General features: G+C 68.9%; 20 protein-coding genes. 4 read left to right on the forward strand and 16 right to left on the reverse strand.

Annotated features, from left to right (window positions below; translation table 11 throughout):
- Window positions 1–51 precede the first annotated feature (51 nt).
- The 7 genes from tsaD to AC1DZQ_RS16935 all read right to left on the reverse strand — a co-directional run bounded on the left by tsaD (window position 52) and on the right by AC1DZQ_RS16935 (window position 6,872).
- Window positions 52–1,152: a tRNA (adenosine(37)-N6)-threonylcarbamoyltransferase complex transferase subunit TsaD gene (gene tsaD / locus AC1DZQ_RS16905; protein WP_476964577.1), complete on the reverse strand. Its 1,101-nt coding sequence runs from the start codon at window positions 1,150–1,152 to the stop codon at window positions 52–54.
- The gene (gene rimI / locus AC1DZQ_RS16910) at window positions 1,149–1,616 is read right to left on the reverse strand and encodes a ribosomal protein S18-alanine N-acetyltransferase (RefSeq protein ID WP_476964629.1); all 468 of its coding nucleotides are present in this window, start codon (window positions 1,614–1,616) and stop codon (window positions 1,149–1,151) included. The genes tsaD and rimI overlap by 4 nt, the downstream gene beginning before the upstream one ends.
- Window positions 1,617–1,663: 47 nt before the next feature.
- Complete coding sequence (tsaB, locus tag AC1DZQ_RS16915) at window positions 1,664–2,335, reverse strand: tRNA (adenosine(37)-N6)-threonylcarbamoyltransferase complex dimerization subunit type 1 TsaB (protein WP_476964578.1); 672 nt, start codon at window positions 2,333–2,335, stop codon at window positions 1,664–1,666.
- The gene (gene tsaE / locus AC1DZQ_RS16920; RefSeq protein WP_476964579.1) at window positions 2,335–2,988 is read right to left on the reverse strand and encodes a tRNA (adenosine(37)-N6)-threonylcarbamoyltransferase complex ATPase subunit type 1 TsaE; all 654 of its coding nucleotides are present in this window, start codon (window positions 2,986–2,988) and stop codon (window positions 2,335–2,337) included. Before tsaE ends, tsaB begins: the two co-directional genes overlap by 1 nt.
- Window positions 2,985–4,205, reverse strand: a complete 1,221-nt coding sequence (alr, locus tag AC1DZQ_RS16925) for an alanine racemase (RefSeq protein WP_476964580.1) — start codon at window positions 4,203–4,205, stop codon at window positions 2,985–2,987. Before alr ends, tsaE begins: the two co-directional genes overlap by 4 nt.
- A 568-nt stretch (window positions 4,206–4,773) precedes the next feature.
- A complete protein-coding gene (locus tag AC1DZQ_RS16930; RefSeq protein ID WP_476964581.1) occupies window positions 4,774–5,238 on the reverse strand; it encodes a phage tail protein in 465 nt (154 codons plus the stop codon).
- Between the two features lie 542 nt (window positions 5,239–5,780).
- The gene (locus AC1DZQ_RS16935; RefSeq protein ID WP_476964582.1) at window positions 5,781–6,872 is read right to left on the reverse strand and encodes a carbohydrate kinase family protein; all 1,092 of its coding nucleotides are present in this window, start codon (window positions 6,870–6,872) and stop codon (window positions 5,781–5,783) included.
- An 80-nt stretch (window positions 6,873–6,952) separates the two neighbouring features.
- Between AC1DZQ_RS16935 and AC1DZQ_RS16940 the strand changes: the two genes are divergently transcribed.
- Window positions 6,953–8,386 carry a family 4 glycosyl hydrolase gene (locus tag AC1DZQ_RS16940; RefSeq protein ID WP_476964583.1) on the forward strand — a complete coding sequence of 478 codons (1,434 nt, stop codon included), beginning with the start codon at window positions 6,953–6,955 and terminating at the stop codon, window positions 8,384–8,386.
- Between the two features lie 61 nt (window positions 8,387–8,447).
- On the opposite strand, the gene AC1DZQ_RS16945 is transcribed toward AC1DZQ_RS16940, so the two are convergent.
- Window positions 8,448–9,014: an N-acetyltransferase family protein gene (locus AC1DZQ_RS16945; protein WP_476964584.1), complete on the reverse strand. Its 567-nt coding sequence runs from the start codon at window positions 9,012–9,014 to the stop codon at window positions 8,448–8,450.
- A 173-nt stretch (window positions 9,015–9,187) separates the two neighbouring features.
- Between AC1DZQ_RS16945 and mshA the strand changes: the two genes are divergently transcribed.
- From mshA to AC1DZQ_RS16960, 3 genes are all read left to right on the forward strand, one after another.
- Entirely contained in the window at window positions 9,188–10,453 is a 1,266-nt protein-coding gene (mshA, locus tag AC1DZQ_RS16950; RefSeq protein WP_476964585.1) for a D-inositol-3-phosphate glycosyltransferase, read from the forward strand.
- Between the two features lie 80 nt (window positions 10,454–10,533).
- A complete protein-coding gene (locus AC1DZQ_RS16955) occupies window positions 10,534–12,246 on the forward strand; it encodes a formate--tetrahydrofolate ligase (RefSeq protein WP_476964586.1) in 1,713 nt (570 codons plus the stop codon).
- A gap of 134 nt (window positions 12,247–12,380) precedes the next feature.
- Window positions 12,381–13,298, forward strand: a complete 918-nt coding sequence (locus tag AC1DZQ_RS16960) for an endonuclease domain-containing protein (protein ID WP_476964587.1) — start codon at window positions 12,381–12,383, stop codon at window positions 13,296–13,298.
- A gap of 90 nt (window positions 13,299–13,388) precedes the next feature.
- On the opposite strand, the gene AC1DZQ_RS16965 is transcribed toward AC1DZQ_RS16960, so the two are convergent.
- The 8 genes from AC1DZQ_RS16965 to glmS form a co-directional block, all read right to left on the reverse strand.
- Complete coding sequence (locus AC1DZQ_RS16965; RefSeq protein ID WP_476964588.1) at window positions 13,389–14,474, reverse strand: inositol-3-phosphate synthase; 1,086 nt, start codon at window positions 14,472–14,474, stop codon at window positions 13,389–13,391.
- 162 nt (window positions 14,475–14,636) lie between these two features.
- Window positions 14,637–15,674: an L-glyceraldehyde 3-phosphate reductase gene (mgrA, locus tag AC1DZQ_RS16970; RefSeq protein WP_476964589.1), complete on the reverse strand. Its 1,038-nt coding sequence runs from the start codon at window positions 15,672–15,674 to the stop codon at window positions 14,637–14,639.
- 15 nt (window positions 15,675–15,689) lie between these two features.
- Window positions 15,690–17,495, reverse strand: a complete 1,806-nt coding sequence (treZ, locus tag AC1DZQ_RS16975; RefSeq protein ID WP_476964590.1) for a malto-oligosyltrehalose trehalohydrolase — start codon at window positions 17,493–17,495, stop codon at window positions 15,690–15,692.
- Window positions 17,496–17,535: 40 nt separating this feature from the next.
- Window positions 17,536–19,860 carry a malto-oligosyltrehalose synthase gene (treY, locus tag AC1DZQ_RS16980; RefSeq protein WP_476964591.1) on the reverse strand — a complete coding sequence of 775 codons (2,325 nt, stop codon included), beginning with the start codon at window positions 19,858–19,860 and terminating at the stop codon, window positions 17,536–17,538.
- A complete protein-coding gene (glgX, locus tag AC1DZQ_RS16985; RefSeq protein ID WP_476964592.1) occupies window positions 19,857–22,217 on the reverse strand; it encodes a glycogen debranching protein GlgX in 2,361 nt (786 codons plus the stop codon). The genes treY and glgX overlap by 4 nt, the downstream gene beginning before the upstream one ends.
- A gap of 91 nt (window positions 22,218–22,308) precedes the next feature.
- Window positions 22,309–23,847: an NAD(P)H-hydrate epimerase gene (locus AC1DZQ_RS16990; RefSeq protein ID WP_476964593.1), complete on the reverse strand. Its 1,539-nt coding sequence runs from the start codon at window positions 23,845–23,847 to the stop codon at window positions 22,309–22,311.
- 68 nt (window positions 23,848–23,915) lie between these two features.
- Entirely contained in the window at window positions 23,916–24,263 is a 348-nt protein-coding gene (locus tag AC1DZQ_RS16995; protein WP_018773713.1) for a holo-ACP synthase, read from the reverse strand.
- A gap of 4 nt (window positions 24,264–24,267) precedes the next feature.
- Window positions 24,268–26,160 (reverse strand): glutamine--fructose-6-phosphate transaminase (isomerizing), encoded by a 1,893-nt coding sequence (gene glmS / locus AC1DZQ_RS17000; protein ID WP_476964594.1) that lies wholly within the window; start codon window positions 26,158–26,160, stop codon window positions 24,268–24,270.
- Window positions 26,161–26,172 lie beyond the last annotated feature (12 nt).

Here is a 26,172-nt window from a genome sequence, read left to right on the forward strand (position 1 = left end):
CACGGCGGCGGTCGAGGCTTCGGGCTGTCCTAACTTCGGGCGGTCAGAGCCTCAGGCGGAGACGGTCGTGACCGGCATCGAGGAATCCGGCGCAAACCCGATCCCGCTCGGTTCCACGCCGGCCATCACCAGTTGCGCGCCGAGTGCGGCCACCATGGCGCCGTTATCCGTGCACAGCGGCAGCGGCGGCACCGTCAGCCGGATCCCGGCCGCAGTGCAGCGTTGTTCGGTGAGCTGGCGCAGCCGCGAGTTGGCGGCAACGCCCCCACCCAGGAGGACCTCCGTGATGCCGTTTTCGCGGCAGGCGAGCACCGCCTTGGAGGTAATGACATCCACCACGGCTTCCTGGAAGGCCGCCGCGATGTCCGCCACGGGAACCTCCTCGCCGCGGGCCTCGAACTGCTCCACGCAGCGGGCGACGGCGGTCTTGAGCCCGCTGAAGGACCAGTCGTAGCGGTGCGGCCCGGGTTCCTCGGCGGTCCCCATGTACTTGGGCTGGGTGAGCCCGCGCGGGAACCGGATGGCCTTCGCGTTGCCGGTGCGCGCGAGCTTGTCGATGGCCGGACCGCCCGGGTAGCCCAGGCCCAGGAGCCGGGCCACCTTGTCGTAGGCTTCGCCGGCGGCGTCGTCGATCGTAGAGCCGAGCAGCTCGACGTCGTCCGTGATGCTCCGGATCCGCAGGATCTCGGTGTGGCCGCCGGAGACCAGAAGGGCACCCATATTCTCGGGCAGGGTGCGCGGCGGGGTTTGCGGCGACCGAGTGCCGTCGCCCTGCTGCAGGAGCCCGACGCCGACATGGGCCACCAGGTGGTTGATGGCGTAGAGGGGTTTGCCGGTGGCGACGGCGAGCGCCTTGGCAGCGCACACTCCGACCATGAGTGCCCCCGCCAGGCCCGGCCCGGAGGTGACGGCGATTGCGTCGATGTCCGCGAGCGTCACGTCCGCCTCCGCGAGGGCCTCTTCGAGAGTGGGGACGAACGCGTCGAGGTGGGCGCGGGACGCGATCTCGGGTATCACCCCGCCGAAGCGGACGTGTTCGTCCATAGAGGACGAGACGGTGTTTGTCAGCAGGGCGGTCCCCCGGACGATGCCGACGCCGGTTTCGTCGCAGGAGGACTCGATGCCGAGCACGAGCGGCTGGGTGCGGTTCATGGTCGGCCTGCTTCCGTGGGCTGGGGGCTGAGCGGTTCGCGGGGCAGCTGCAGCCGCATGATCAGGGCATCGACGCCGTCGCGGTAGTAGCGGGGCCGGACGTGGATCTGTTCGAAGCCGAAGCGCAGGTAGAGGTGCTGGGCCCGCGGGTTGTCCGCCCTGACCTCCAGCAGCACGTCCTGGGCGTGGCGGCGCCGGCTTTCCGCGATCAGCTCCGTGAGCAGGGCCGAGCCGATGCCCTTGCCTTCCTCCTCGGGCACCACGGCGATGGTCTGGACGTCCGAGATCGGCTCGATGCACATGAGCCCGGCATAGCCCACAATCCCGCCGTGGATCTCCGCCACGAGGTAGCGCCGGGTATCCGTCTGCGCCAGCTCGTCGTGGAACATCTGCAGCGGCCAGGCGTCTACGGGAAACAGCCGGCGTTCCAGCGCGTGGATGGCGGGAATGTCCGCGGCGTCCATGTCCCGCAGGGTGACCCCGCCGGGCAGTCGGGCGGCCCGCTCCCCGCTCACAGGGCACGCTTCCGGGGTCCGGGCACCTGGGCGTCGGATTCGCGCAGGTACAGGGGCGTGGAGTCCAGGAGCTGTTCCCCCGCCGAGAGCCGGGCGAGGGCGAACTGGCCCAGCGAGAGGGCCTCCGGCTGCCTGGTGCTGAATTCGGCGACCGCCTTGACGACGTCGGAGTAGATCCCGGCCCCGGCACCGTAGACGGGCAGATCCGGCAGATCCGCGGCGAATCCCACGTGCGGGCCGTCCGCCAGGTGCGGCAGCTGGGCATCGGAGAGGGTGTACCGGGCCCAGTACACTTCCTTGCGGCGCGCATCGGTGGCGACAATGTACTCCGCGGCCGAGTCGGTGGATTCGGCTACTTCCAGGGCGATCGCGTCCAGGCTCATGACGCCGTACAGCGGCTTGCCCCAGACAAAAGCGAGGGTGCGGGCGGTGACGATCCCGGAGCGCAGTCCCGTGAACGGTCCGGGGCCGACGCCGGTGACGATTGCGTCGACGTCGCGGCCGCTGACCCCGGCTTCGGCCAGGAGCCTGTCGATCCCCGGGGCCAGGACCTCCGCATGGGTGCGCGTGTCCTCGGTGGCGAAGCTGGCGAGCACGGATTCCGGTGCGTCATCGGAGACCAGCGCGGCGCTGGCGACGGCTGAGGTGTCGATGGCGAGGAGCAGCATCAGGAGTTCCGTTCCGGGGTCTGGGGCGTGGTCTCGGGCACGGGCGTGGTCTCGGGCACGGTGCCGGGCACGGGCCCGGTGCCGGGCACGGGCGCGACGCCGGGCAGCGTCGGCGCTTCGGCCCAGCGCGGGCCGAAGCCGCGGATCACCACGGTCCGCGGCTCATCGTCGTCGTCCGTGTCGAAATCCAGAACGGGACCGGCGGCGGGAGCGGCGGGAGCAGCGGCGCCTCCGCGGGTGCGGTGAAGTTCCACCTCCAGCCGGCTGTCGCTGAGGTGTTCAACCCGGCCCCGGCCCCACTCGACCACCGTCACGGCACTGTCCAGGGTGTTTTCGAGGTCGATGTCGTCGATTTCAGCGGCCGATTCCAGCCGGTAGGCGTCCACATGCACCAGGTCCGGACCGCCCGGCCGGGGTCCTCCGGGCAGGCTGGGGTGGATGCGCACCAGGACAAAGGTCGGTGAAATGATGCCGGCCCGCACGCCCAGTCCCTCCCCCAGCCCCTGCGTGAACGTGGTCTTGCCGGCACCCAGTTCGCCGGTCAGGACCAGAAGGTCGCCCGCCTCCAGCACGGCACCGAGGGCCGCGGCGAGCGCGTGCGTCTGCGCCGCCGTGTGGACCTCAAGGCTCCGTTCCCACGCGGGCCCGCTCACGGCCGCTCTTCGCCGGCGGTGGGCTCTTCGTGAATGTAGCGGCGCGGCACGCGCGGGCTGATCCTGGTGACGATCTCGTAGTTGTTGGTACCGGCGGCCCTGGCCCAGTCATCGGCCGTGGGTCCGCCGTCGGCGCCGTCGCCGAACAGCACAGCCTCGGCGCCGAGGATGCTCGGGCCTCCGGCCGTCACGTGGCGGGGTCCGAGGTCGATCACCATCTGGTCCATCGCGATGCGCCCGACTACCGGATAGTTCACGCCCTCGACCCGGACGGGGCCTCCGGTGGCGATGCGCGGCACGCCGTCCGCGTAGCCCAGCGGGATGAGCCCGAGGGTGCTGACGCCGTCCGTGCGGTAATTCAGCCCGTAGGAAACGCCCTGCCCGGCGGGGACGTCCTTGCAGTGCGAGACCACCGTGCGGACCGTCATGGCCGGGCGCAGCCCGAGCTCGGCCGGGCTTTGTCCATCGAAGGGGGACAGCCCGTACAAGCCAAGACCCACGCGGACCAGGTCAAAGTGGGTGTCCGGCCGGGAGAGGGTGGCCGGGGTGTTGGCCAGGTGGCGGACCTCGGGGTCCACGCCGGCGTCCTGGGCGACGGCGAGGACCTGGCGGAACGCGGCGAGCTGCTCGTCGGTTTCGGGCCGTTCGGGTTCGTCGGCGACGGCCAGGTGGGAGAAGATCCCCACGACCCGGAGCAGGCCCTGGTCCTGGTGTTCCATGGCCTCGCCTACCAGGCTATCCCAGGCATCGAGGGTGGCGCCGTTGCGGCCGAGCCCGGTGTCGACTTTCAGGTGGACGCGGGCGGGCCTTTCCTGCTCGCGGGCCGCGGCCACGATCCGGTCCAGTTCCCAGCCTGAGCAGCCGATGTCGATTCCTGCGGCCACTGCCGCGCCGAAGTTGCTGTCCGGGGTGTGCAGCCAGGCCAGCAGCGGCGCCTCGATCCCGGCGGCGCGCAGGGCGAGGGCCTCGGAGATGTGGGCGACGCCCAGCCAGCTGGCCCCCGCGCCGAGGGCCGCCCGGGCCACCTGGATGGCACCGTGCCCGTAGGCGTCGGCCTTGACCACAGCCATGACCTGCGCGGGTGAGGCCACGGCTGCGATGCGGCGGACGTTGTGCCGGATGGCGTCGAGGTCGATTACGGCCGAGCGCTCCTCAGCGCGGGCCGGCGCTGCCGCCGAGCCGGGCAGGAGATCGCCTGTTGCTGCTTGGTAAGTCACTTAACGATTCTAGGCGCGGCGCTGCGGGCCGAATAATCGGCGGCCCCGGCCACCACTGGACAGGCCCATTCCTCGCCGCGGGACATGCCCATTCTGCACGCCCAAGGCCGCGCAGAACGGGTCCATACCCAAGCCTTGGTCTGAGCGGAGGACATGCCCAGCGGTCACAGGAACCCAGCCGGGCGTCCACCGCGGGACATGTCCATTCTTCGCGCCCCCGGCCGGGTACAACGGGTCCAGGTCCACTCCTTGGCCCGAGCGGAGGACATGTCCAGTGGCGGCAGGAACCCGCCCCGGCGCCCACTGGTAGGACCAGTAGCGCTGCGACGCCCGGACCGATCACCACCCCTGAATGGCGGCGGCTAGGGCGAGGAGGATGTATCCCGTCAACAAGACGGCCAGTGTCAGAGTCAGTTGGAGCCGACCCGCATTTGGGAACGACTACACGCTGGGTTTGACCAGCCAGGCGACCTCCGACAAGCACCGCGATGCTGGTCTGAGCCCCGTGCGGCGCGAAACGTCAGTCCGCAGCGGTCGCGTCGTCGCCTAAATGCGGCGGTGAGCCCAGTCAGTACTCGCCCTTGATCACGAAGTAGGAGCCGCGGATAACGCCTGCCAGCTTCGATTTTTGGCGGGCAAACTTGAAGCGCGGCGCCAGTTCTTCCGGAATTTCCATGCCTTCGGCAAGTTTGAACCCGACCGCTCGCTTCCCGCCGTCCTCGATGCTGTACATGACGTTGATCGACAGCCCCGACTCGTAGAAAACGTAGGCCATCCGCAAACCGTCGACTTCGAAGGCGGTCGCTTCTAGCGGGCGGGATCCAATGACGATGTCACGCTCGTCCAGGAGGATCCGGCTCAGCCGGTCGACCACCTCCGGAACCTCGCTTGCAGGGCTCACTGTGAAGACGTGGTCGTACTTGTTCCGGTAATAGCGAGCCTCGTTGGCGCGCAACCCGGCGACGGCCTCGGCGACCGGAGACGATTCCAAGCCGACAGTAGAAACGTTCTCGAACTCAACGACGTACGGCATGCGGCCTCCCGGTCAGGTGTGTTGGGACCAATGCTAACGCGACGGCGTGCTGCCCGGACGTCAGAAAGCACGTGCGTAGCGTGCCAAGGGCAGTGACAAGCGGATCAGCCCGAGTGATGCTCATCCATGAAGAAGGTGCCGCGGCATCGGCCTTGGCCCCTGCGGAGGACATGTCCACTGGTGGCAGGAACCCAGCGGCGCCCACCGCGGGACATGCCCAATCTTCGCGCCAAAGGCCGCACACAACGGGTACAGGTCCAAGCCTTTGCCCCAGCGGAGGACATGTCCACTGGTGGCAGGAACCCAGCGGCGCCCACCGCGGGACATGCCCATTCTTCACGCCCAAGGCCGCGCAGAACGGGTCCATGTCCAAACCTTGGCCCCAGCGGAGGGCATGTCCAGTGGTGGCGGGGCCCCAGCGGAGGGCATGTCCAGTGGTGGTGGGGATCCAGCGGAGGGCATGTCCAGTGGTGGTGGGGACTCAGCGGAGGACATGTCCAGTGGCGACAGCAACGAACCCGCCCCGGCGCCCCCGCGCCCAGCTACGCGTCGGACAGGTGGGCGATGGTCGCCGTCGCGCGCCGCTGCGCCTCGGGTGGGACATCTCGGACGATCTCCTCCAGGAAGCGGTAGCGGCGAAGCCATTGGCTGCCCTGCCGTTCCTTCCGGGCGTTGGCCCGCTGCCACCAGTCGGCAATGTCCCCCCAGCCGGGTGCGGCAAGCGAGCCGCCCACCTCCTGGACGGCCAGGGCGGCGCACAGATTGGCGAAGCGGAGCCGGTTTCCCAGCGGCCAGCCGGCCAGTGAACCGACAATGAACGCCGCACCGAAGCAGTCACCGGCACCGGTGGGATCGTAGGCCCGGACTGGCAGGGACGGGACCCACTCCTCCTCCCCCGTTTCCGAGTCCACGGCCATGGACCCCTGGGCGCCGAGAGTGACCACCGCCACCGGAACCCTCTCCGCGAGCGAGTACAACGCGGACCACGGGTCGTCGCGGCCCGTGAAGTTCATGGCCTCGTGCTGGTTCGGCATGAAGGCGTGGAAGTACTTCAGGTTTTCCAGCCGGGTCGAGGACCACGCGCCGGTGGGGTCCCAGCCGACATCGCCGAACAGCCGGACGCCGTTCTTGTGCGCGTCGATGGCCCACGGTTCGAGTTCCTCCCCCAACTCCGCAACGGCTGCGAGCGCCGGGGGCGGGCATCCGATCAGCTCGGTGGAGGTCACCGGGGCCGGGTGCCCATGCGTCACCATGGACCGGTCCTTTTCCACGCTCAAGGACACCGTGACGGGCGAATGCCAGCCCGGTACGCGCCGGGACAGAGACAGGTCCACATGTTCTTGGGCGGCCAGGATCTTCCAGTTGTAGTCGCCGTAGCCGTCATCGCCGAACGCGGCGGCAAGGCCGGTCCGCAGTCCCAGACGGGAGGCGGCGATCGCCTGGTTGGCGACACCCCCGGGGCAGCTGCCCATCCCGTCGCTCCAGATTTCCGTGCCGGGCTGCGGCGCGTGGGGCAGCCCGGTGAAGATGATGTCCTGGAACACGGTCCCGGTCAGGAGCAGGTCGAACCCGTCCGCGGCCGGGCTGCGGACGGCAGAGAGCGGATCAAAGCGCCGCGCCGGAGTCGCGTCCATATACGGCACATTACGCTGTACCGCCGTCGAGGGATACCAGGGGCAGCGGGGCCCTGGACGGCGGGGAATAGACTGTCCGCATGCGGCTCACGATCGCCGGCGGGGGCGGGTTCCGGGTCCCCCTGGTTTACCGGGCGCTCTCTGCCGGGCCTTTCGCGGGGCTGGTGCGGGAGCTGGTGCTCTACGACGTCGACCCCGCCAGGCTCGCGGCCATCGAGGCGGTCCTGGCCTCCCTGGCCCAGCAGGGTCCGCCGGGTTCCGGCCCGCAGATCCTTGCCGTGTCCTCGCTCCCCGAGGCCCTCGACGGCGCCGACATGGTCTTCGCTGCCATCCGGCCCGGCGGCACCGCGGGGCGGACCGCCGACGAGCGGATCGCCCTGGACCTCGGACTCCTGGGCCAGGAAACCACCGGCGCCGGCGGGATCTCCTACGCGCTGCGGTCCATTCCGCCGATGCTGCGGCTCGCAGAGGAAATGCGGAGCCGATGCCCCGCGGCGTGGCTGCTCAACTTCACCAACCCCGCCGGCATGGTCACGGAGGCCCTGGTCCCGGTGCTCGGGCCCAGGGTGATCGGGATTTGCGACTCCGCCAGCGGCCTGGTGCACCGCGCGGCGCGGGCCGCCGGCATCGCGCTGCCGGAGGGCACGCTCGACGGCGTGGGCTACTACGGCCTGAACCACCTCGGCTGGCTGTACCGCCTGGACGCCGGGGGCCGGGACGCCCTCCCGGAACTGCTCGCGAATCCTGCGGCGCTGGCCGAGTTCGAGGAAGGCCGGTTGTTTCCGCCCGGGTTGCTGGCCGGCCTTGGCTGCCTGCCGAATGAATACCTCTTCTATTACTACGACACCGTTCGAGCGGTGGCCGGCATGCGGGCAGCAGGGCAAACCCGCGGGGAATCCATCGCCCGGCAGCAGGCCGAGCTCTATCCCCGGCTGGCTGCCGCCGGGCCGGAGGCTTTTGCGCTGTGGGAGGCCGCCCGCCGGTCCCGCGAGGAAGGCTATCTCGCCGAAGCCCGCACCCCGGGGGAACGCCGCGACGAGACCGACCTCGCCGGCGGCGGCTACGAGCGGGTGGCGCTGGCGGCCATGCGCGCCCTCGCCGGAGGCGGCGCGGCCGACCTGATCCTCAACACGCGCAACACAGTCACCACCCCCAGGCCCGCGGGTACGGAAGCGGCCGCTGCCGGGCCCGGAGGCCAGACAGGCCAGGCAGTGCCGGCCGTGCCGGGGCTGCCGGCAGACGCCGTCGTCGAAGTTCCGTGCAAGGTGACGCCCGACGGCGCTGCGCCGGTCCCGCAGGACCGTCCGGGACCGGCGCAACTGAAGCTGATGCGGCGCGTCAAGGACGTCGAACGGCTCGTGGTGGAGGCGGCGACGACCGGGCGGCGGGGGGCAGCCCTCGCGGCGTTCGCCGGGCATCCGCTCGTGGATTCGGATGCGCTTGCCGGCAAACTGCTCGCCCGATACGAAGCCGCGTTCCCGGAGCTGGGCCGTCTCTGGCACGGCGGCCAGTAACGGGCCGCCGGCAGCGGCGGCTCGCAGACACTAGCGTCCCGCGGGCAACGGGCTGGTAGCCCTACAGCTTTCGGTACATCACGTGCAGGCCCACGTAGCCCAGTTCCGGGTGGTTGAACGCCTCGGGAATGGTCGCGAGCACTTCGAAGCCCATGGATTTCCACGCGGCCACGGCCCGGACGTTGCTCTCCACGACGGCGTTGAACTGCATGGCCCGGAAGCCGGCGTCGCGTGCGGCGTCGAGCGAATAGGCGCACAGGGCCCGGGCCAGTCCGCGGCCGGCCTGGGCGGGATGGACCATGTAGCCCGCGTTGGCCACGTGGCTGCCGCCGCCGCCCTGGTTGGGGTGCAGCTCGCCGGTGCCAAGGACGGCACCCGCAGCCCGGTCAGGGTCGCCGTCAGGGTCGCCGTCAGCGGCCCCGACCGCGACGGCGACGAAGGTCTGCCCCGGCGCCTGCTTGAACCAGCGCCCGCGGGCCTCGTCCTCGGCGGTGTCCCGGTCCCAGGTAAAAGTCTCCCCCGCCCGGATGACCGGTTCCAGGATCGCCCAGATGCCGGGCCAGTCCTCCGGGCGGGCCTCCCGGATTGTCCAGCCGGCTGCGGTGTTCAGTTCTGTCGTTGCGCTCACAGGCGCCACGTTAGCAGTACGCCCCGGTCTGGGAACTGAGCCGTGGGCATGATGCGGAAACGAACCCCGTCACGGGGACCATGGAACGGAGCCGTGAACCGGCCGGCACTTCAGGAGTAATGTTTTATCGACATGCAGTTGGCAGAGAGAAATGGGCAGAGGAAAGGGGAACCGTGTCGCTGATCCGCCGCGTCGCTTTCCTTTCCCTGCACACCTCGCCCATGGAGCAGCCCGGTTCCGGCGACGCCGGCGGAATGAACGTCTACGTCCGGGCGCTGGCCGCGGCCCTCGCCGAGACCGGCGTGGAAGTGGAGATCTTCACCCGGTCCACCTCGTCCACGCAGCCTGCCGTCGAACACCCGTCCCCGGGCGTGTGCGTGCATAACGTCCTCGCAGGGCCGCCGCGGAAGCTACCCAAGGAGGAGCTTCCGGGGCTGCTGCACAGCATGGTCGCCGAGATCAACCGGATCCGCCAGCTCCAGCCGCACGGCCGGTATGACGTCATCCATTCCCACTATTGGGTCTCCGGGGTGGCCGGGCTGGAGCTCTCGGAGCTGTGGCGGCTGCCCCTCGTCCACACCATGCACACGATGGCGAAGGTCAAGAACCAGCTCCTGGAGTCCGGCGAGCAGCCCGAGCCGCGGCGGCGCGAGGACGGCGAGCACCGGATTGTCGACGGCGCCACCCGGCTGATCGCCAATACCGGCACCGAAGCGGCCGAGCTGGTCTCGCACTACGACGCCGACATCGACCGCATCGACGTCGCGCCGCCGGGCGTGGACCTGGCCGTCTTCACACCGGCTTTCAGGAACCGCGCCAGGGCCCAGCACGGCATCGCCGCGGGCAAGTTCCACCTGCTCTTCGCGGGCCGGATCCAGCGGCTCAAGGGCCCGCAGATCCTGATCAAGGCGGCGGCGCTCCTGCGGTCCCGGCGCCCGGACATCGATCTGCAGCTGACCATCCTGGGGGCCGTCAGCGGCGCCAAGGACTTCAACCTCAAGGCGCTGATCAGCGCCGCCGGAATGGACGACGTCGCCACCCACCACCCGCCGGTGAACGCCCCGGAGCTGGCCGGCTGGTACCGGTCGGCCGACGTCGTGGTGATGCCCTCCTACAGCGAGTCCTTCGGCCTGGTGGCGCTGGAGGCGCAGGCCTGCGGGACGCCGGTCCTCGCCACGAAAGTGGGCGGACTCTCCCGCGCTGTCCAGGACGGGCGGACGGGGATGCTGATCGAGGGCCACAAGGCCAGCGACTGGGCGGACGCCCTCGAGTCGCTCTTCGACGACGTCCAAACGCGTACCGACATGGGGCGCGCCGCCGCGATCCACGCCCAGGATTTCGGCTGGCAGCGCACCGCCGCGATTACGCTGGAGAGCTACCACACCGCCGTGAGCCAGTATTTTGGAAGCCTGACCATCCCGGTGGGCCACACGCCCTGAACCGGATCCGCCCCTCACACCCCGGGCCGGCAACACCGGACCGGGACAAACCCGCCGACGCCACGAGCCGAAGGACAACGATGTCTGAGACCACCACTGCCGGGAACCACGTACCGAGCGACCTGGAGATTGCCCAGCGGGCAGTCATGAAGCCGATCGGGGAGATTGCGGCGGCCGCCGGCATCAACCCGGACGCGCTGGAACTCTACGGACCCTACAAGGCCAAGATCGATCCGGCGAAGCTGACCGTTCCGGCGGGCGCTCCCGTGCGTACCCCCGGGAAAGTGGTGCTGGTCTCCGCGATGTCGCCCACGCCCGCGGGCGAGGGCAAGTCCACCACGACGGTGGGGCTCGCGGATTCCCTGGCCCGTGCCGGGCACAGCGTGATGATCGCGCTGCGCGAGCCCTCGCTCGGCCCCATCCTGGGCATGAAGGGCGGCGCGACCGGCGGCGGCTACTCCCAGGTGCTGCCGATGGACCAGATCAACCTGCACTTCACCGGCGACTTCCACGCCATCACCTCGGCGAACAACGCCCTCATGGCCCTCGTGGACAACCACATCTTCCAGGGCAACGAGCTCAACATCGATCCGCGCCGGATGACGTTCAAGCGTGTCCTGGACATGAACGACCGGTCCCTCCGGGAGGTCGTGATCGGCCTGGGCGGCCCGGCCCAGGGCACGCCGCGGCAGGACGGCTTCGACATCACCGTGGCCTCGGAGATCATGGCCGTGTTCTGCCTCGCCACGGACCTGAACGATTTGCGCGAACGGCTGGGCCGGATCACGTTCGGCTACACCTACGACCGCCAGCCCGTGACCGTGGCCGACCTCGGCGTCCAGGGCGCCCTGACCATGCTGCTCAAGGACGCGATCAAGCCCAACCTCGTGCAGACCATCGCCGGCACCCCGGCGCTGGTGCACGGCGGGCCGTTCGCCAACATCGCCCACGGCTGCAACTCCCTCATCGCCACACAGACGGCCCGCAGCCTGGCGGACATCGTCATCACCGAGGCGGGCTTCGGCGCGGACCTGGGCGCCGAAAAGTACATGGACATCAAGGCGCGGATGGCCGACGTCGCCCCGTCCGCCGTCGTCCTCGTGGCCACCGTCCGGGCGCTCAAGATGCACGGCGGCGTGGCGAAAGACCGGCTCACGGAGCCCAACGTGGGGGCGCTGGCCGCCGGCGTCGCCAATCTCCAGCGCCACATCCGCAACGTCGAGAAGTTCGGCATCATCCCGGTGGTGGCGGTCAACAAATTCGGCACGGACACCGCAGAGGAGCTGGACTGGCTGCTTCAGTGGTGCGCCGCGGAGGGGGTCCAGGCTGCGGTGGCCGATGTCTGGGGCCGCGGCGGGGGCGGCGACGGCGGGGACGAGCTCGCGGCCAAGGTCGCGGCCGCGATCGACACCCCGCACGGCTTCCGGCACCTGTACCCGCTGGAGATGTCCGTGGAGGACAAGATCCGGACCATCGTGCAGGAGGTCTACGGCGCCGACGGCGTGGACTTCTCGGTGCCCGCGCTCAAACGGCTGGCCGAGATCGAGAAGAACGGCTGGTCCGGGATGCCGGTATGCATGGCGAAGACCCAGTACTCCTTCACCGACGACGCCACACGGCTCGGCGCCCCCAAGGGCTTCACCATCCACGTCCGGGACCTCATTCCCAAGACCGGCGCGGGCTTTATCGTGGCCCTCACCGGCGCGGTGATGACCATGCCGGGCCTGCCCAAGGTGCCGGCAGCGATGCGGATGGACGTCGACGACGCCGGCAACCCCGTCGGCCTCTTCTAACACCCGACGCTCCCTCCGGTTGCGCTATCACTCTGGGCTGCCATTCCGGCCCTTGACCGCTCCAAGTGATAGCGCAACCGGGGCTCTGTGGATAACCGGAGCGGGGACCCTGCATGCGGACAAGAATGGTCCGCATGCACCCACCAGCACCCCTGCCGGCCCACCTTTCCACAGCCCCGTTCACGGTCTATGAGGCGCGGGCCGCGAGCCTGGCCAGTGCCCGGCTCCGTTCTTCCGACATCACGTCGGCGGACCGGCTGATCCATGTGCCCACGGGCTGGGAGTTTGAACTCCGAAGCCTGGCCCGTGCCCTTTCCGCCGCGACGCCGGGCGCGTGGATCTCGCACCTCACGGCGGCCGTGCTGCTGGGGCTGTGGCTCCCGTCCTGGTACCGCGGCTGCCGCGAACTCCATCTCAGCAAGCGCCGGGCCCTGCCGCCGGTCCGGCGAGAAGGCGTGGTCGGGCATACCGTCCTTGCGTTCGACGACGAGCTCATGGTCCAGGACGGCATCCGAATTTCCACACCCGCCCGGACCTGGCTGGACCTTGCCCGCATCCTGCCGCTGGACGATCTCGTGGCAGTGGGCGACCAACTCGTGCGGCGGCCGCGCCCTGAACTGGAGAGCCGCAAAGAGCCGTGGGCCACCCTTCCCGAGCTGAACACAATGTTAAAACGGCATCCAAAGCTCAAGGGAATCGTGAAAGCACGCGAGGCAATGGAACTCATTCGGCCCGGTGCCGACTCGGCCCCCGAGACATTCCTGCGCCTGGCGCTAACCGCGGCCGGGTTGCCGGAGCCGGAGTTGCAGCTCCGGATTGTGCCGGAAGACCCCTACTCCCCCGCCGCGGACCTCGGCTACCGCCGGCAGCGGGTGGCCATCCAGTACGACGGCGGCCACCACCTGACACGCGAACAGCAGTCCCGGGACAACCGCCGCGACGAATCGTTCAACGCGGCCGGCTGGCGCTATTTCAAATTCAACGCCGACGACCTGGCAGATGACTTCCGCGGCGCGGCCCAACGAGTCCGGTCGGCCCTTCGTCCGCGTTAAACGCCGGTTGCCCTATCACTTGCAGCGGCCAAACCAGAGGTTTAGGAGCCGTAAGTGATAGGGCAACCGGGGGGAGAGGAGGCGAAGGGGTTAGCGCTCCAGGTCGCCGCGGATGAAGGCCTCGACCTTTTCACGGGCGAGGTCGTCGTTGAACTGCTCCGGCGGGGACTTCATGAAGTAGCTCGACGCCGAGACCAGCGGGCCACCGATGCCGCGGTCCAGGCCGATCTTGGCGGCACGGATAGCGTCGATGATCACACCGGCCGAGTTGGGCGAGTCCCAGACTTCGAGCTTGTATTCCAAGGACACCGGGGCGTCGCCGAAGTTGCGGCCCTCGAGGCGCACGAAGGCCCACTTGCGGTCATCGAGCCACTGGACGTAGTCCGACGGGCCGATGTGGACGTCCTTGGCGGCGAGCTCGGCCTCGACGTTGGAGGTGACGGCCTGGGTCTTGGAGATCTTCTTGGACTCCAGGCGGTCGCGCTCGAGCATGTTCTTGAAGTCCATGTTGCCGCCGACGTTCAGCTGGTACGTGCGGTCCAGGGTGACGCCGCGGTCTTCGAACAGCTTGGCCATGACGCGGTGCGTGATGGTGGCACCGATCTGGCTCTTGATGTCATCGCCCACGATCGGCACACCCGCGGCGGTGAACTTGTCCGCCCACTCCTTGGTACCGGCCAGGAACACCGGCAGGGCATTGACGAACGCCACGCCGGCATCGATCGCGCACTGGGCGTAGAACTCGGCGGCCTGCTGGGAGCCGACCGGCAGGTAGCAGACCATGACGTCAACCTGGGCGTCTTTGAGGGCCTGGACGACGTCGACCGGCTCCTCCGGGGACTGCTCGATGGTTTCGAGGTAGTACTTGCCCAGTCCGTCCAGGGTGTGGCCGCGCTGGACGGTGACACCGGTCGGCGGGACGTCGGCGATCTTGATGGTGTTGTTTTCGCTGGCCAGGATGGCGGCGGACAGATCCTGCCCCACCTTCTTGCCGTCGACGTCGAACGCGGCAACGAACTCGACGTCGCCGACGTGGTACTGGCCGAACTCCACGTGCATCAGGCCCGGAATCGTGGCCTTGGGGTCGGCATCTTTGTAGTACTGGACGCCCTGGACCAGCGAAGTGGCGCAGTTACCTACGCCGACGATTGCAACACGAATCGGATGTGAAGACACGGAACTCCTTTTGAGAACAAGGGTGACCGGCGCGGCCACACTCTGTTGTGCGGGCGGCAGGCGGACACGGCGCCGTAAGGCGCCCTTAGTAGTCTAGTCAACACTGCCGGGGCCGCGGTTGTTCCCGGCGGCCCCGGCGTTTGTGTTAATTGCGGGCGTTTACTACTTCTGGGCCCACAGGTTGATGTCGGATTCGACGGCGAACTCATCGATCGCGTTGATCTCATCGGCCGTGAAATCCAGGTTGTTGATCGCGGACAGGGTGTCCTCGAGCTGCCGGACGCTGGACGCGCCCACCAGTGCGGACGTGACGGACGAGCCCTTGCCCTGCTCGCGCAGGATCCAGGCGATGGCCAGCTGCGCGAGGGTCTGGCCGCGGCCCGCGGCGATCCGGTTGAGCCCGCGCACGCGGTCCAGCTTGTCCTCGGTGATCATGGATTCGCCCAGGGACTTGTGCTGGGCGGCCCGGGAGTCGGCCGGAATGCCCTTCAGGTAGCGGTCGGTGAGCATGCCCTGCGCCAGCGGCGAGAACGCGATGGAACCGGCGCCCACCTGCTCCAGCGCCTCGTAGAGGTTGGGGCTGCCGTTCTCGGTCCAGCGGTTGAGCATGGAGTAGCTGGGCTGGTGGATCAGCAGCGGGGTGCCGAGTTCCTTGAGGATCCGTGCGGCCTCGAGGGTCTGTTCCGGGGTGTAGGAGGAGATGCCGGCGTACAGCGCCTTGCCGGAACGCACGGCCTGGTCCAAGGCGCCCATGGTCTCTTCCATCGGCGTCTCGGGGTCCGGGCGGTGGCTGTAGAAGATGTCCACGTAGTCCAGGCCCATCCGGCCCAGCGACTGGTCGAGGCTGGCCAGCAGGTATTTGCGGGAGCCAAAGTTGCCGTACGGGCCGGGCCACATGTCGTAGCCGGCTTTGGTGGAGATGATCAGTTCGTCGCGGTACGGCTTGAAGTCGTCCTTGAAGTGGCGGCCAAAGTTGATCTCGGCGCTGCCGTAGGGCGGGCCGTAGTTGTTGGCGAGGTCGAAGTGGGTGACGCCGAGGTCGAAGGCGCGGCGCAGGATGGCGCGCTGGACCTCGAACGGCTTGTCGTCGCCGAAGTTGTGCCACAGGCCCAGCGAGATGGCCGGGAGTTTCAGGCCGCTGCGCCCCACGCGGCGGTAGGGCATGGAGTCGTAGCGGGTATCAGCTGCCAAATAAGTCATACGTCCTATCCTGCCTTAGTGGGTGAGTATCGCGGCGCTGTGGCCGGGTAGATGAAGGGTTGTGGCCGGCGGCGCGCCGCCGGCAGTGGGGTCTGAGCCGGGGGCCGGGGCCAGCCGGACAGCGTCGTCGGTGGCCAGGGCCAGGGCCACCCCGCGGACCGGGAGCCGCCGCGCCTCGGCGGAAAAGTTCATCGCCACCTCGGTGCGGCCGCGGCGCAGCAGCAGCCAGCCCTCGTCCTCGCTGACGTCGACGGCGGTGTCCTCGAAGCCTGGTTCCGTCAGGTCCGGCGTGGTGCGGCGCAGCGCGATCAGCGCCCGGTACAGCTCCAGGAGGCGGGCGTGGTCCCCTCCGGACGCCTCGGCCCAGTCCAGCTTGGACCGGGTGAAGGTCTCCGGATCCTGCGGATCGGGCACGACGGCGGGGTCCCAGCCCATCCGCTCGAACTCCCTGATCCGGCCCTCGGCCGTCGCCTTGCCGAGCTCGGGCTCAGGGTGCGAGGTGAAGAACTGCCACGGGGTGGTGGCCCCGTATTCCTCCCCCATGAACAGCATGGGCGTGAACGGCGAGGTCAGGGTGGCGACGGCGGCGAGCGCGAGCTGCCCGTAGCCCAGGGTCTGGGACAGCCTGTCCCCGGTGGCCCGGTTGCCGATCTGGTCGTGGTTCTGGCTGCACACCACCAGCGCGGCGGGGTGAACCTGGGCCGGGTCGATGGGCCGGCCGTGGTGGCGGGCGCGGAAGCTGGAGTAGCTGCCGTCGTGGAAGAAGCCGCGCTCCAGGACCTTGGCGAGTGCCCCGAGCGAGTCGAAGTCGGCGTAGTAGCCGGTGGTTTCGCCGCTCACGTTCACGTGGACGGCGTGGTGGAAGTCGTCGCTCCACTGCCCGGCCAGCCCGTACCCGTTGATGTCCCGCGGGTAGAGCAGGCGCGGGTTGTTGAGGTCCGATTCGGCGATCATCGTGGCCGGGCGCCCGGTCTCGGCGGAGATTTCGTCGGCGAGGGCGCCGAAGTCCTCCAGCAGGTGCACGGCGCGCTCGTCCTTGAAGGCGTGCACGGCGTCCAGCCGCAGGCCGTCCACGTGGTACTCCCGCAGCCACATCGCGGCGTTGTCCAGGATGTAGCGGCGCACCTCGTCCGACTCCGGGCCGTCCAGGTTGACGGAGTCGCCCCAGGTGTTGCCCTCCCCCGATTTCAGGTAGGGCCCGAACCGGGGAAGGTAGTTGCCGCTGGGGCCGAGGTGGTTGTAGACCACGTCCTGGATGACGCCAAGGCCGGCGGCGTGGGCGGCGTCCACGAAGCGCTGGTACGCGGCGGGCCCGCCGTAGCCTTCGTGCACGGCATACCAGAGGACACCGTCGTAGCCCCAGTTGTGCGTGCCGTTGAACCCGTTGACCGGCAGCAGCTCCACAAAGTCGATGCCCAGCTCCGCCAGGTACGCCAGCTTCCCCGCCGCGGCGTCCAGGGTTCCTTCAGGGGTGAAGGTGCCCACATGGAGTTCGTAGATGACTGCGCCCTTGAGCTCCCGTCCCGGCCACTGGCCGTCGGCCCACTGGTGGCGTCCGGCGTCGAACGTGCGGGAGAGCGCGTGCACGCCCGCGGGCTGGCGGCGGGACCGCGGGTCCGGCAGCGGGGTGGGATCCCCGTCCACCAGGTACCCGTAGTCCACGTCCCCTGAGGCGGGCGCCCCGCCGGCGGTCCACCAGCCGGGCGCCTCCCCGCCGCGGCGGTTCATGTCATACTTCCGGCCGTCAGCGAGGAGCGTGACCGCCTGCGCTTCCGGTGCCCAGAGATCGAAGCGGTCGCTTCCGTGTGAAGGCAAGCTCATGGCATTCTTCCGTTCCCCATGTCGGTACTTTATGGACTGCTTAGGCGGTGGGCACCAGGAGTGCCACGGGGTAGTCCCGCAGGATCTCCCCGACGGCCACGGTGCCCGGACCGTGCGTGCGCCCGGTCAGTTCATCGGCCATGGCCCCGGCGAGCTCGAGGGTCGTGTCCTGCCATCCGCCGCGCTGCTCGAGGCCGCGGGGCAGCCGCGTGGCGAGCGTCAGCGCGCCCGGGGCTGCGGGAGTCCCGCGGTCAAAGGCGAGCAGGTGCGCAGCAGCGGCGCCCGCGGCCGTGACCGGGGTGTACCCGGTGAACAGCTCCGGCCGGTCCCGCCGCAGGCGCAGGGCCCGCGAGGTGACGAGGAGTTTCGCCGCCTCGTCCAGGAACGACGCCGGACGCTCACCGGCGTCGAGCGCGGCGAGGGCACGCCGGCGGGCGCCGAAGTCGAACGGCCGCCGGTTGTCCGGATCGGTCAGCGAACGGTCCCAGAACTCGGTGCCCTGGTACACGTCCGGCACCCCGGGCATGGTGAGCTGCACGACCTTTGCGCCAAGGGAGTTGCCGGCCCCGTACGGCTCCAGCAGGGCCACGAGGGACTCGAGCTCGGCCGTCACCTCCGGGATGTCGAAGGCGGCGTCGACGGCGGCTGAAAGTGTCGCCTCGAAGGCCTCGTCCGGATCGATCCAGTTTGTCGAGTTCCCGGCTTCCCGGGCGGCTTTTTGCGCGTAGGACTGCAGCCGGTCCCGGTCCGCGGGCCAGGCGCCCGCGATGGCCTGCCACAGCAGGTTGGCCAGCGGACCGTCCGGCAGGGGCGCCAGCTTCTGCAGCCGCTGCAGGGAGGCCTGCCATTCCGGCGCGAGCTCGGCGAGGACCGAGATCCGGGCGCGGGTGTCCTCGCTGCGCTTGGTGTCGTGGGTGCTGAGCGTAGTCATGGACAACGGCTGTTCGGCCTGGCGGCGGGCCATCCGGGTGTGGAATTCCTCCGGCGTCACGGCAAACTCGGTGGGGTCGGCGCCGACTTCGGTCAGGGTGCCCAGCCGGGTGTAGCGGAAGAACGCGGTGTCTTCGACACCCTTGGCCATGACCATCCCGGAGGTCTGCTGGAAGCGGATGCCCAGCTCGGCCTCCGCGTCGAGCAGCAGCGGCAGCAGCACGCCGACGGCGCCTTCCAGTTCCGGGCGACGGCGGACCGCGAGCTCGCAGGCTTCCTTGAGGACGTCGGCGCCCTCCGGAAGGTAGCTGCGGTAAACCGGGAACGCGGCAATGATCTCGGACAGGGCGTCCGCCGCGGCATCCTGGGCCAGCCCTGCCCCTGCCGGGACCAGCCGTGCCAGCCGGAGCATTTCCGAGTGCAGGATCCCGTCCGTGATCCGCCGCTTGGTGCCGCGGATCATCTCCTCGTAGTCGGCAGCGCCGCCGCGCAGTTCGGCGTCGAGCGCGTCGAGCGGGCCCTGGCCGGCGGCGTCGATGAACACCCGGTCCACGTCCGCGAGGGCGTCGTAGCCGGTGGTGCCCTCGCACTCGAAGCCGGCCGGCAGGGCCTCGCCCGGTTCCAGGATCTTCTCGATCAGCAGGTAACTGCCACCCGTGGCCTCCCGCAGCCGCTGCAGGTATCCCTCCGGATCGGCGAGGCCGTCCGGGTGGTCGATCCGCAGCCCGTCGACGAGCCCTTCCCGGAACCAGCGCACAACCTCCGCGTGGGCTTCATCGAAGACCTCGGGGATCTCCACCCGGATCCCGGCCAGGCTGTTGACGGCAAAGAACCGGCGGTAGTTCAGGTCCGTGTCCGCCCGGCGCCAGCCGATCAGTTCGTAGTGCTGCCGGTCATGGACCGCGCGGGGATCATCGGCAGTAGAGTCACCTGCGGTGTAGGTGCCCTCGGCGAGCGGAAAGCGGTGGTCGTAGTAGCGCAGTTCCCCGTCACGGATCTCAAGCGCATCCACGTCCGAGTCCGCGCCCAGTACGGGGATCCGCACCCGGCCGCCGCCGAAGTCCCAGTCGACGTCGAACGCCTGCGCGTAGCGGGACAGCTGCCCCTCCTTCAGGAGGGACCACCACCACGGGTTCTGGGCCGGGGTCGCGACGCCGACATGGTTGGGCACGATATCGACCAGCACGCCCATGCCGGCCTCCCGCGCGGCCGTCGACGCCGCCAGCAGGCCGTCCGCGCCGCCCCGGTCAGGGTCGATCGCGGAGGGATCGGTGACGTCGTAGCCGTGGTCCGAGCCCTTCTCCGCGGTGAGGATCGGCGAGAGGTAGATCCAGTCCACGCCCAGCGACTTCAGGTACGGCACGGTCTGCGCGGCGTCCTGCAGCGTAAACCCGGGACGGATCTGCAGCCGGTACGTCGAGACGGGCGTCCTCATGAGGCCGGGCCCTTCTTGGACCTGGGTTTCTTGCCGGCCTTGGACGTGCCGCGTTTGGCCGGGGCCGGTGTCGAAACCGCGGCCTCGGCGGGAGCCTCGGCGGGAGCCTCGGCGGGAGTCTCGGGGGCCGGTTCCGCCGGGGTCTCCGGTGCCGCCGCGGGCTCGGCGGGAGCCGCCGGCGCTTCCTCGGTGGGAGCCTCGGCCCGGGCGGCCAGGGATGCAGCGGCGGAGTAGTCCACCTCCACTTCCGGTCCCGAGTGGGCGCGCAGCACCACGAGGGACTTCGCCGCCAGCTTCAGGACGCTCCCGGCCTTGAGCGGCTCGCCGGTGTCCGCCGAGTCGGCGGTGTCCACGAGGAGGTCCCAGAACGGCGAGTATTCCTCGGCCGGGAGCAGGAAGTCGACGTTGTCGTCATGGGCGTTGAACGCCAGCAGGAAACTGTCGTCGGTGATGCGGCGTCCGCGCGAATCCTGTTCCTGGATGCCGTGGCCGTTGTAGAACACGCCGATGGTCCGGCCGAATCCGCTGCCCCAGTCCTCCGGCAGCATTTCTTTGCCGTCGGTGTTGAGCCAGACGATGTCCGGCAGCTTCTCGCCTTCGCCGCGGCGGACGGGGCGGCCGTCGAAGAAGCGGCTGCGCCGGAAGGTGGGGTGGTCGCGGCGGATCTTGTTGACCACGGCCGTGAACTCCACGAGCGGCTGGTCCATGGCGTCCCAGTGCACCCAGCTGAGTTCGGAGTCCTGGCAGTAGGTGTTGTTGTTGCCCTGCTGGGTGCGGCCCAGCTCGTCGCCGTGCAGCAGCATCGGGACGCCCTGCGACAGCAGCAGGGTGGCAATGAAGTTCCGCTGCTGGCGCGCGCGCAGCGTCAGCACGGCGTCGTCCTCGGTATCGCCTTCCGCGCCGCAGTTCCAGGAGCGGTTGTGCGATTCGCCGTCGTTGTTGCCTTCACCGTTGGCGTCGTTGTGCTTCTCGTTGTATGACACGAGGTCGCGCATGGTGAAGCCGTCGTGGGCGGTGACGAAGTTGATGGACGCCACCGGACGCCGGGCAGAGCTCTCGTAGAGGTCGGCCGAACCGGTCAGGCGCGAGGCGAATTCGCCGAGCGTGGACGGTTCCCCGCGCCAGAAGTCACGGACGGTGTCGCGGTATTTGCCGTTCCATTCGGTCCACTGCGGCGGGAAGTTGCCCACCTGGTAGCCGCCGGGGCCCACGTCCCACGGCTCGGCGATCAGCTTGACCTGGGAGACGATCGGGTCCTGCTGGATCAGTTCGAAGAAGGTAGAGAGCTTGTCGACGTCGTAGAACTCCCGGGCCAGGGTGGAGGCGAGGTCGAAGCGGAACCCGTCCACGTGCATTTCCGTGACCCAGTAGCGCAGGGAGTCCATGAGCAGCTGGAGCGAGTGCGGGTGCCGGACGTTCAGCGAGTTGCCGGTGCCGGTGTAGTCCATGTAGTGCTTCAGGTCATCGTCCACCAGCCGGTAGTAGGCGGCGTTGTCGATGCCCTTGAAGGACAGGGTGGGGCCTAGGTGGTTGCCCTCGGCGGTGTGGTTGTAGACCACGTCCAGGATGACTTCCATGCCGGCCTTGTGCAGGTCACGGACCATGGCCTTGAATTCCTGCACCTGGTGCCCGACGTCTCCGGAGGAGCTGTAGGTGTTCTGCGGGGCGAAGAAGCCGATCGTGTTGTAGCCCCAGTAGTTGTTGAGGCCCTTCTCCACGAGCGTGCCGTCGTTGACGAACTGGTGCACGGGCATGAGTTCCACGGCGGTGACGCCGAGCTTCTTGAGGTGCTCGACGACGGCGGGGTGGGCGACGCCCGCGTAGGTGCCGCGCTGCTCCTCCGGGACTTCCGGGTGCAGCTCGGTCAGGCCCTTGACGTGCGCTTCGTAGATAACGGACTCGTGGTACGGGATGCGCAGCTGGCGGTCGCCGTCCCAGTCGAAGAACGGGTTGATGACCACGCCGTGCATGGTGTGCGGGGCCGAGTCCGTGTCATTGCGGGACGCAGGGTCCCCGAAGTTGTAGGAAAAGAGCGCGGGGTCCCAGTCGATCTGCCCCTGGATTGCCTTGGCATACGGGTCCATCAGCAGCTTGTTGGCGTTGAACCGGTTGCCGTTGTCGGGCTCGTACGCTCCGTGGACACGGTAGCCGTACTTCTGGCCGGGCTGGACCTGCGGCAGGTAGCAGTGCCACACATAGCCGTCAACTTCGGTCAGCTCGATCCGGGTTTCGGACAGGTCGTCAGCCAGGAGGCACAGTTCCACCCGCTCGGCGCGCTCGCTGAACAGGGCAAAGTTGGTTCCAGTGCCGTCAAAGGTGGCTCCCAGCGGGTAAGCCGATCCGGGCCAGACTTCCATTTGTACTCCTCGTGCGGGACGAATATTCTCTAGATAGACTACTGGTAAGCAAGGTTAGTATTTGTTCGGGCGCTCTGAGCGCCCCCGTTTGTTACAGCTCCCGCATCACCTCCGGAACGGCACGGGCGATCGCCGTTGCCGTCACCGGTCCCCCGCGGGAAGCCCGGACTCCAGCGAGACCGTGGATGCTGGCTGCCATCGCCGCGATCGCCGCCCATCTGGCGTCGGGGTCGATGTCATGGTCACCGAAGCGCCCGACGTCGGCACCCAACTGGGCCAGCAGTGCACCGATAACTCCGGCCAGGACGTCACCACTGCCTGCCGTGGCGAGCCAGGGCGTGCCCTCGGCCTGGCTGAAGAAGTCCTGGAAGGGCGAGGCCACAAGGGTCGTGGCGCCCTTGAGCAGCACGGTGGCTTCGGTCAGGCCAGCAGCCCGCCGCACCGCGTTGAGCGTGGATGCTTCCACCGCGGAGCGGTCCACTGCCGCCCCGACGCGCTGCAGCAATGCCGACAGTTCGCCGGCGTGGGGCGTCAGGATCACTTGCGGGGCCAGCACATCAGGCAGGGCGGCCAACGCGCCGGCGTCGGCGATCGTCGGCAGGCCCGAGTCTGCGGCGTCGCGGGCGCGCTGCAACTGCTGCTCATCGGAGTCATCCAGTCCGGAGCCAACGAGCCAGGCCTGGACGTGCGTGTCGGCCACGGTACCGGCGCTGCACACGACCTCGGGACAGGAACGGCGGACCAGGTCGGCGACGTCCGGCGGCCCCAGGTAACGCACCATTCCGACGCCGGCTGCCAGGGCGCCCTCGCAAGCCAGCACCGCGGCGCCGGGATAAGCGCCGGAGCCTGCGACCACCCCAAGCACTCCCCTGGAGTACTTGTGCGCCCGCCGCTCCGGGCGTGGCAGGAGGGCGGAAAGGTCTCCGGCCTCAAGCCGCCGCAGGGACGGCCACGGCAGCGCCTGCTCGATTCCGATCGGCACCACACGGATGGTGCCCGTGAAGTCCGCGCCTGGGTCAGCCAGCAGGCCTGCCTTGGCGGCGCCAAAGGTCACCGTCATGTCGGCGGCCAGCACCGGCGGGTGCGCCTCCCCCGTGTCCGCGTCGACGCCACTGGGGACGTCGCAGGCCACCACCAAGGGGGAACGGGAGCCCGGCCGGGTGCGCCCCAGGGCCGCGACCAGCTCTGCGGCCGGTCCGCGAAGACCGCCTTGCGCTCCGGTTCCGAGGACTGCGTCGATTACGACGTCGGCGCCGCCGGCCAGCGCGGCGAGTTCGGCCACGTTGCCCCCGGTCAGGGCCACGGCATGCCCGCCCGCCTTCCGGAACGCCGCCAGCCCGGCGTCGTGGGCCGCGCCGGCGGTGAGCACCGCCGTCGTGCGCATGCCGCGGCGGGCCAGCAGCGCGGCGGCGAAGAGCCCGTCTCCGCCGTTGTTGCCCTTGCCCGCCAGCACGGCCACGCTGGAGCCGTAGAGCCGCTGGCCGCGGCCGCGCAGGCCGCCGATGACGGCGTTGGCGAGGCCGTAAGCGGCCCGCTGCATGAGAACAGCGCCCGCACCGGAGCCCAAGGTGTCGTCGAGAAATGGCTTTTCGGCTTCTCGAACCTGGGTTCCGGTGTAGGCGCTGATCATGGTTTCAGTCCATTCGCGGTCGCTGGGGAATGCCTGGCGCTGGGGCCGGTTCTGCCTGGACGGCCGCGTCAGCCTTCGGCGACAACCGTCGCGGTGGCAATTCCGCCGTCGTGGCTCATGGACAAGTGCCAGCGCTTGACGCCCTTGGACTCTGCCACGGCCAGCACGGTGCCTTTGACCTGGACGGTGGGACCGTTCTGGTCCAGCCCGATCCAGCAGTCCTGCCAGTTCATGCCGGCAGGTGCCCCCAGCACCTTGGCCACGGCCTCCTTGGCCGCAAACCGCGCGGCGAGGGAGCGCGTGTTCAGTTCCCGCTCGGCGGGGACGAACAGCCTGTCGCGCAGGCCGGGGGTGCGCTCGAGCTGCCGCCCGAACCGCTCAATGTCTACGACGTCTACGCCTATGCCAACAATCATGGCGTTATTCTACGGTCACGCTCTTGGCCAGGTTGCGTGGCTGGTCCACGTCGTAACCCTTGGCCGAGGCGAGTGCGAGGGCGAAGATCTGCAGCGGAACAGTGGCGAGCAGCGGTGCCAGGAGCGTGGGGGTCTCCGGGATGTAGAAGACGTGCTCGGCGTACGCCTTGACGGCTTCGTCGCCTTCTTCGGCGATCACGATCGTCTTGGCGCCGCGGGCCCGGACTTCCTGGATGTTGGAGACCACCTTGGAGTGCAGCGAGTCGCGGCCGCGCGGGGACGGGACCACCACGAAGACCGGCTGGCCTTCCTCGATCAGCGCGATCGGGCCGTGCTTGAGCTCTCCGGCGGCGAAGCCCTCGGCGTGGATGTACGCGAGCTCCTTGAGCTTGAGGGCGCCCTCCATCGCGACGGGGAAACCGACGTGGCGGCCCAGGAACAGCACCGACTTGGCGTCAGCCATGGACTGGCCGAGTTCCTTGATCTGGGCCTCGTTGTCGAGGATGCGCTGGATCTTGGCCGGAATCTTGCCCAGATCCGCCAGGATGTCCTTGATCTCGCCCTGGAACTTGTTACCGCGCAGCTGTGCCAAATAAAGGCCCAGCAGGTAGGCGGCCGTGATCTGGGCCAGGAACGCCTTGGTCGAGGCCACGGCGATTTCGGGTCCGGCGTGCGTGTAGAGCACGGCGTCCGATTCCCGCGGGATGGTGGACCCGTTGGTGTTGCAGATGGAGACCGTCTTGGCGCCCTGCTCCTTGGCGTAGCGGACCGCCATGAGGGTGTCCATGGTCTCGCCGGACTGGGAGATGGAGACAATCAGCGTGTTCTGGTCCACGATCGGATCCCGGTAGCGGAATTCGTGCGAGAGCTCGACCTCGGTGGGGATCCGGCACCAGTGCTCAATAGCGTATTTCGCGACCTGTCCCGCGTAGGCGGAGGTGCCACACGCGAGGACGATGATCTTGTTGACGTTCTTGAGCAGCTCCGGATCAACGCGGAGCTCATCAAGCGTCAGCTTGCCGTGGATGTCGGAACGGCCCAGCAAGGTCTGCAGCACGGCGTCCGGCTGGTCGTGGATTTCCTTTTCCATGAAGGACGGGAAGCCGCCCTTCTCGGCAGAGGCGGGGTCCCAGTTGACGTGGTATTCCTTGCCCTCGGCGGGGGCGCCGTAGAAGTCCGTGATTTCCACGGAGTCGGCGGTGATCGTGACGATCTGGTCCTGGCCGAGTTCCACGGCGCGGCGGGTGTAGTCGATAAACCCGGAGACATCGGAGCCGAGGAAGTTCTCGCCGTCGCCGAGGCCGACGACGAGCGGGGAGTTCCGGCGGGCCGCGACCACCACGTCAGGCTGGTCTGCGTGGACGGCGAGGAGCGTGAAAGCGCCCTCGAGCCGCTGGCAGGCAAGCTGCATGGCCAGGGTGAGGCCGCCGTTGGTGACGTCACCGCCGAGCTGGTTCCGGTAGATGTCCCCGAGCAGGGCCGCAGCAACTTCCGTGTCGGTCTCAGACTCGAAGGTGACGCCCTTGCGCTGGAGTTCCAGCTTGAGCTCGGCGAAGTTCTCGATGATGCCGTTGTGGATCAGGGCCAGCTTGCCGCCGTCGGACAGGTGCGGGTGCGCGTTCTGGTCCGTCGGGCCGCCGTGCGTGGCCCAGCGTGTGTGGCCGATTCCCGTGAGGGATTCCGGCAGCGGGCGGGTGTCCAGCTCCGCGATGAGGTTGCTTAGTTTGCCCGACTTCTTCCTGGAAGAAATGGTGCCGTCGGCAACCACCGCAATGCCCGCGGAGTCGTAGCCGCGGTACTCCAAGCGCCGCAATCCTTCAAGGACAACGTCCAAGGCATTGTGTCCAGCATTTACCCGGCCATCTGAGTGGCCCACATATCCAACGATTCCACACATGGTCATAAGCCT

The organism is Arthrobacter sp. P1_C12_2 (assembly GCF_056406415.1).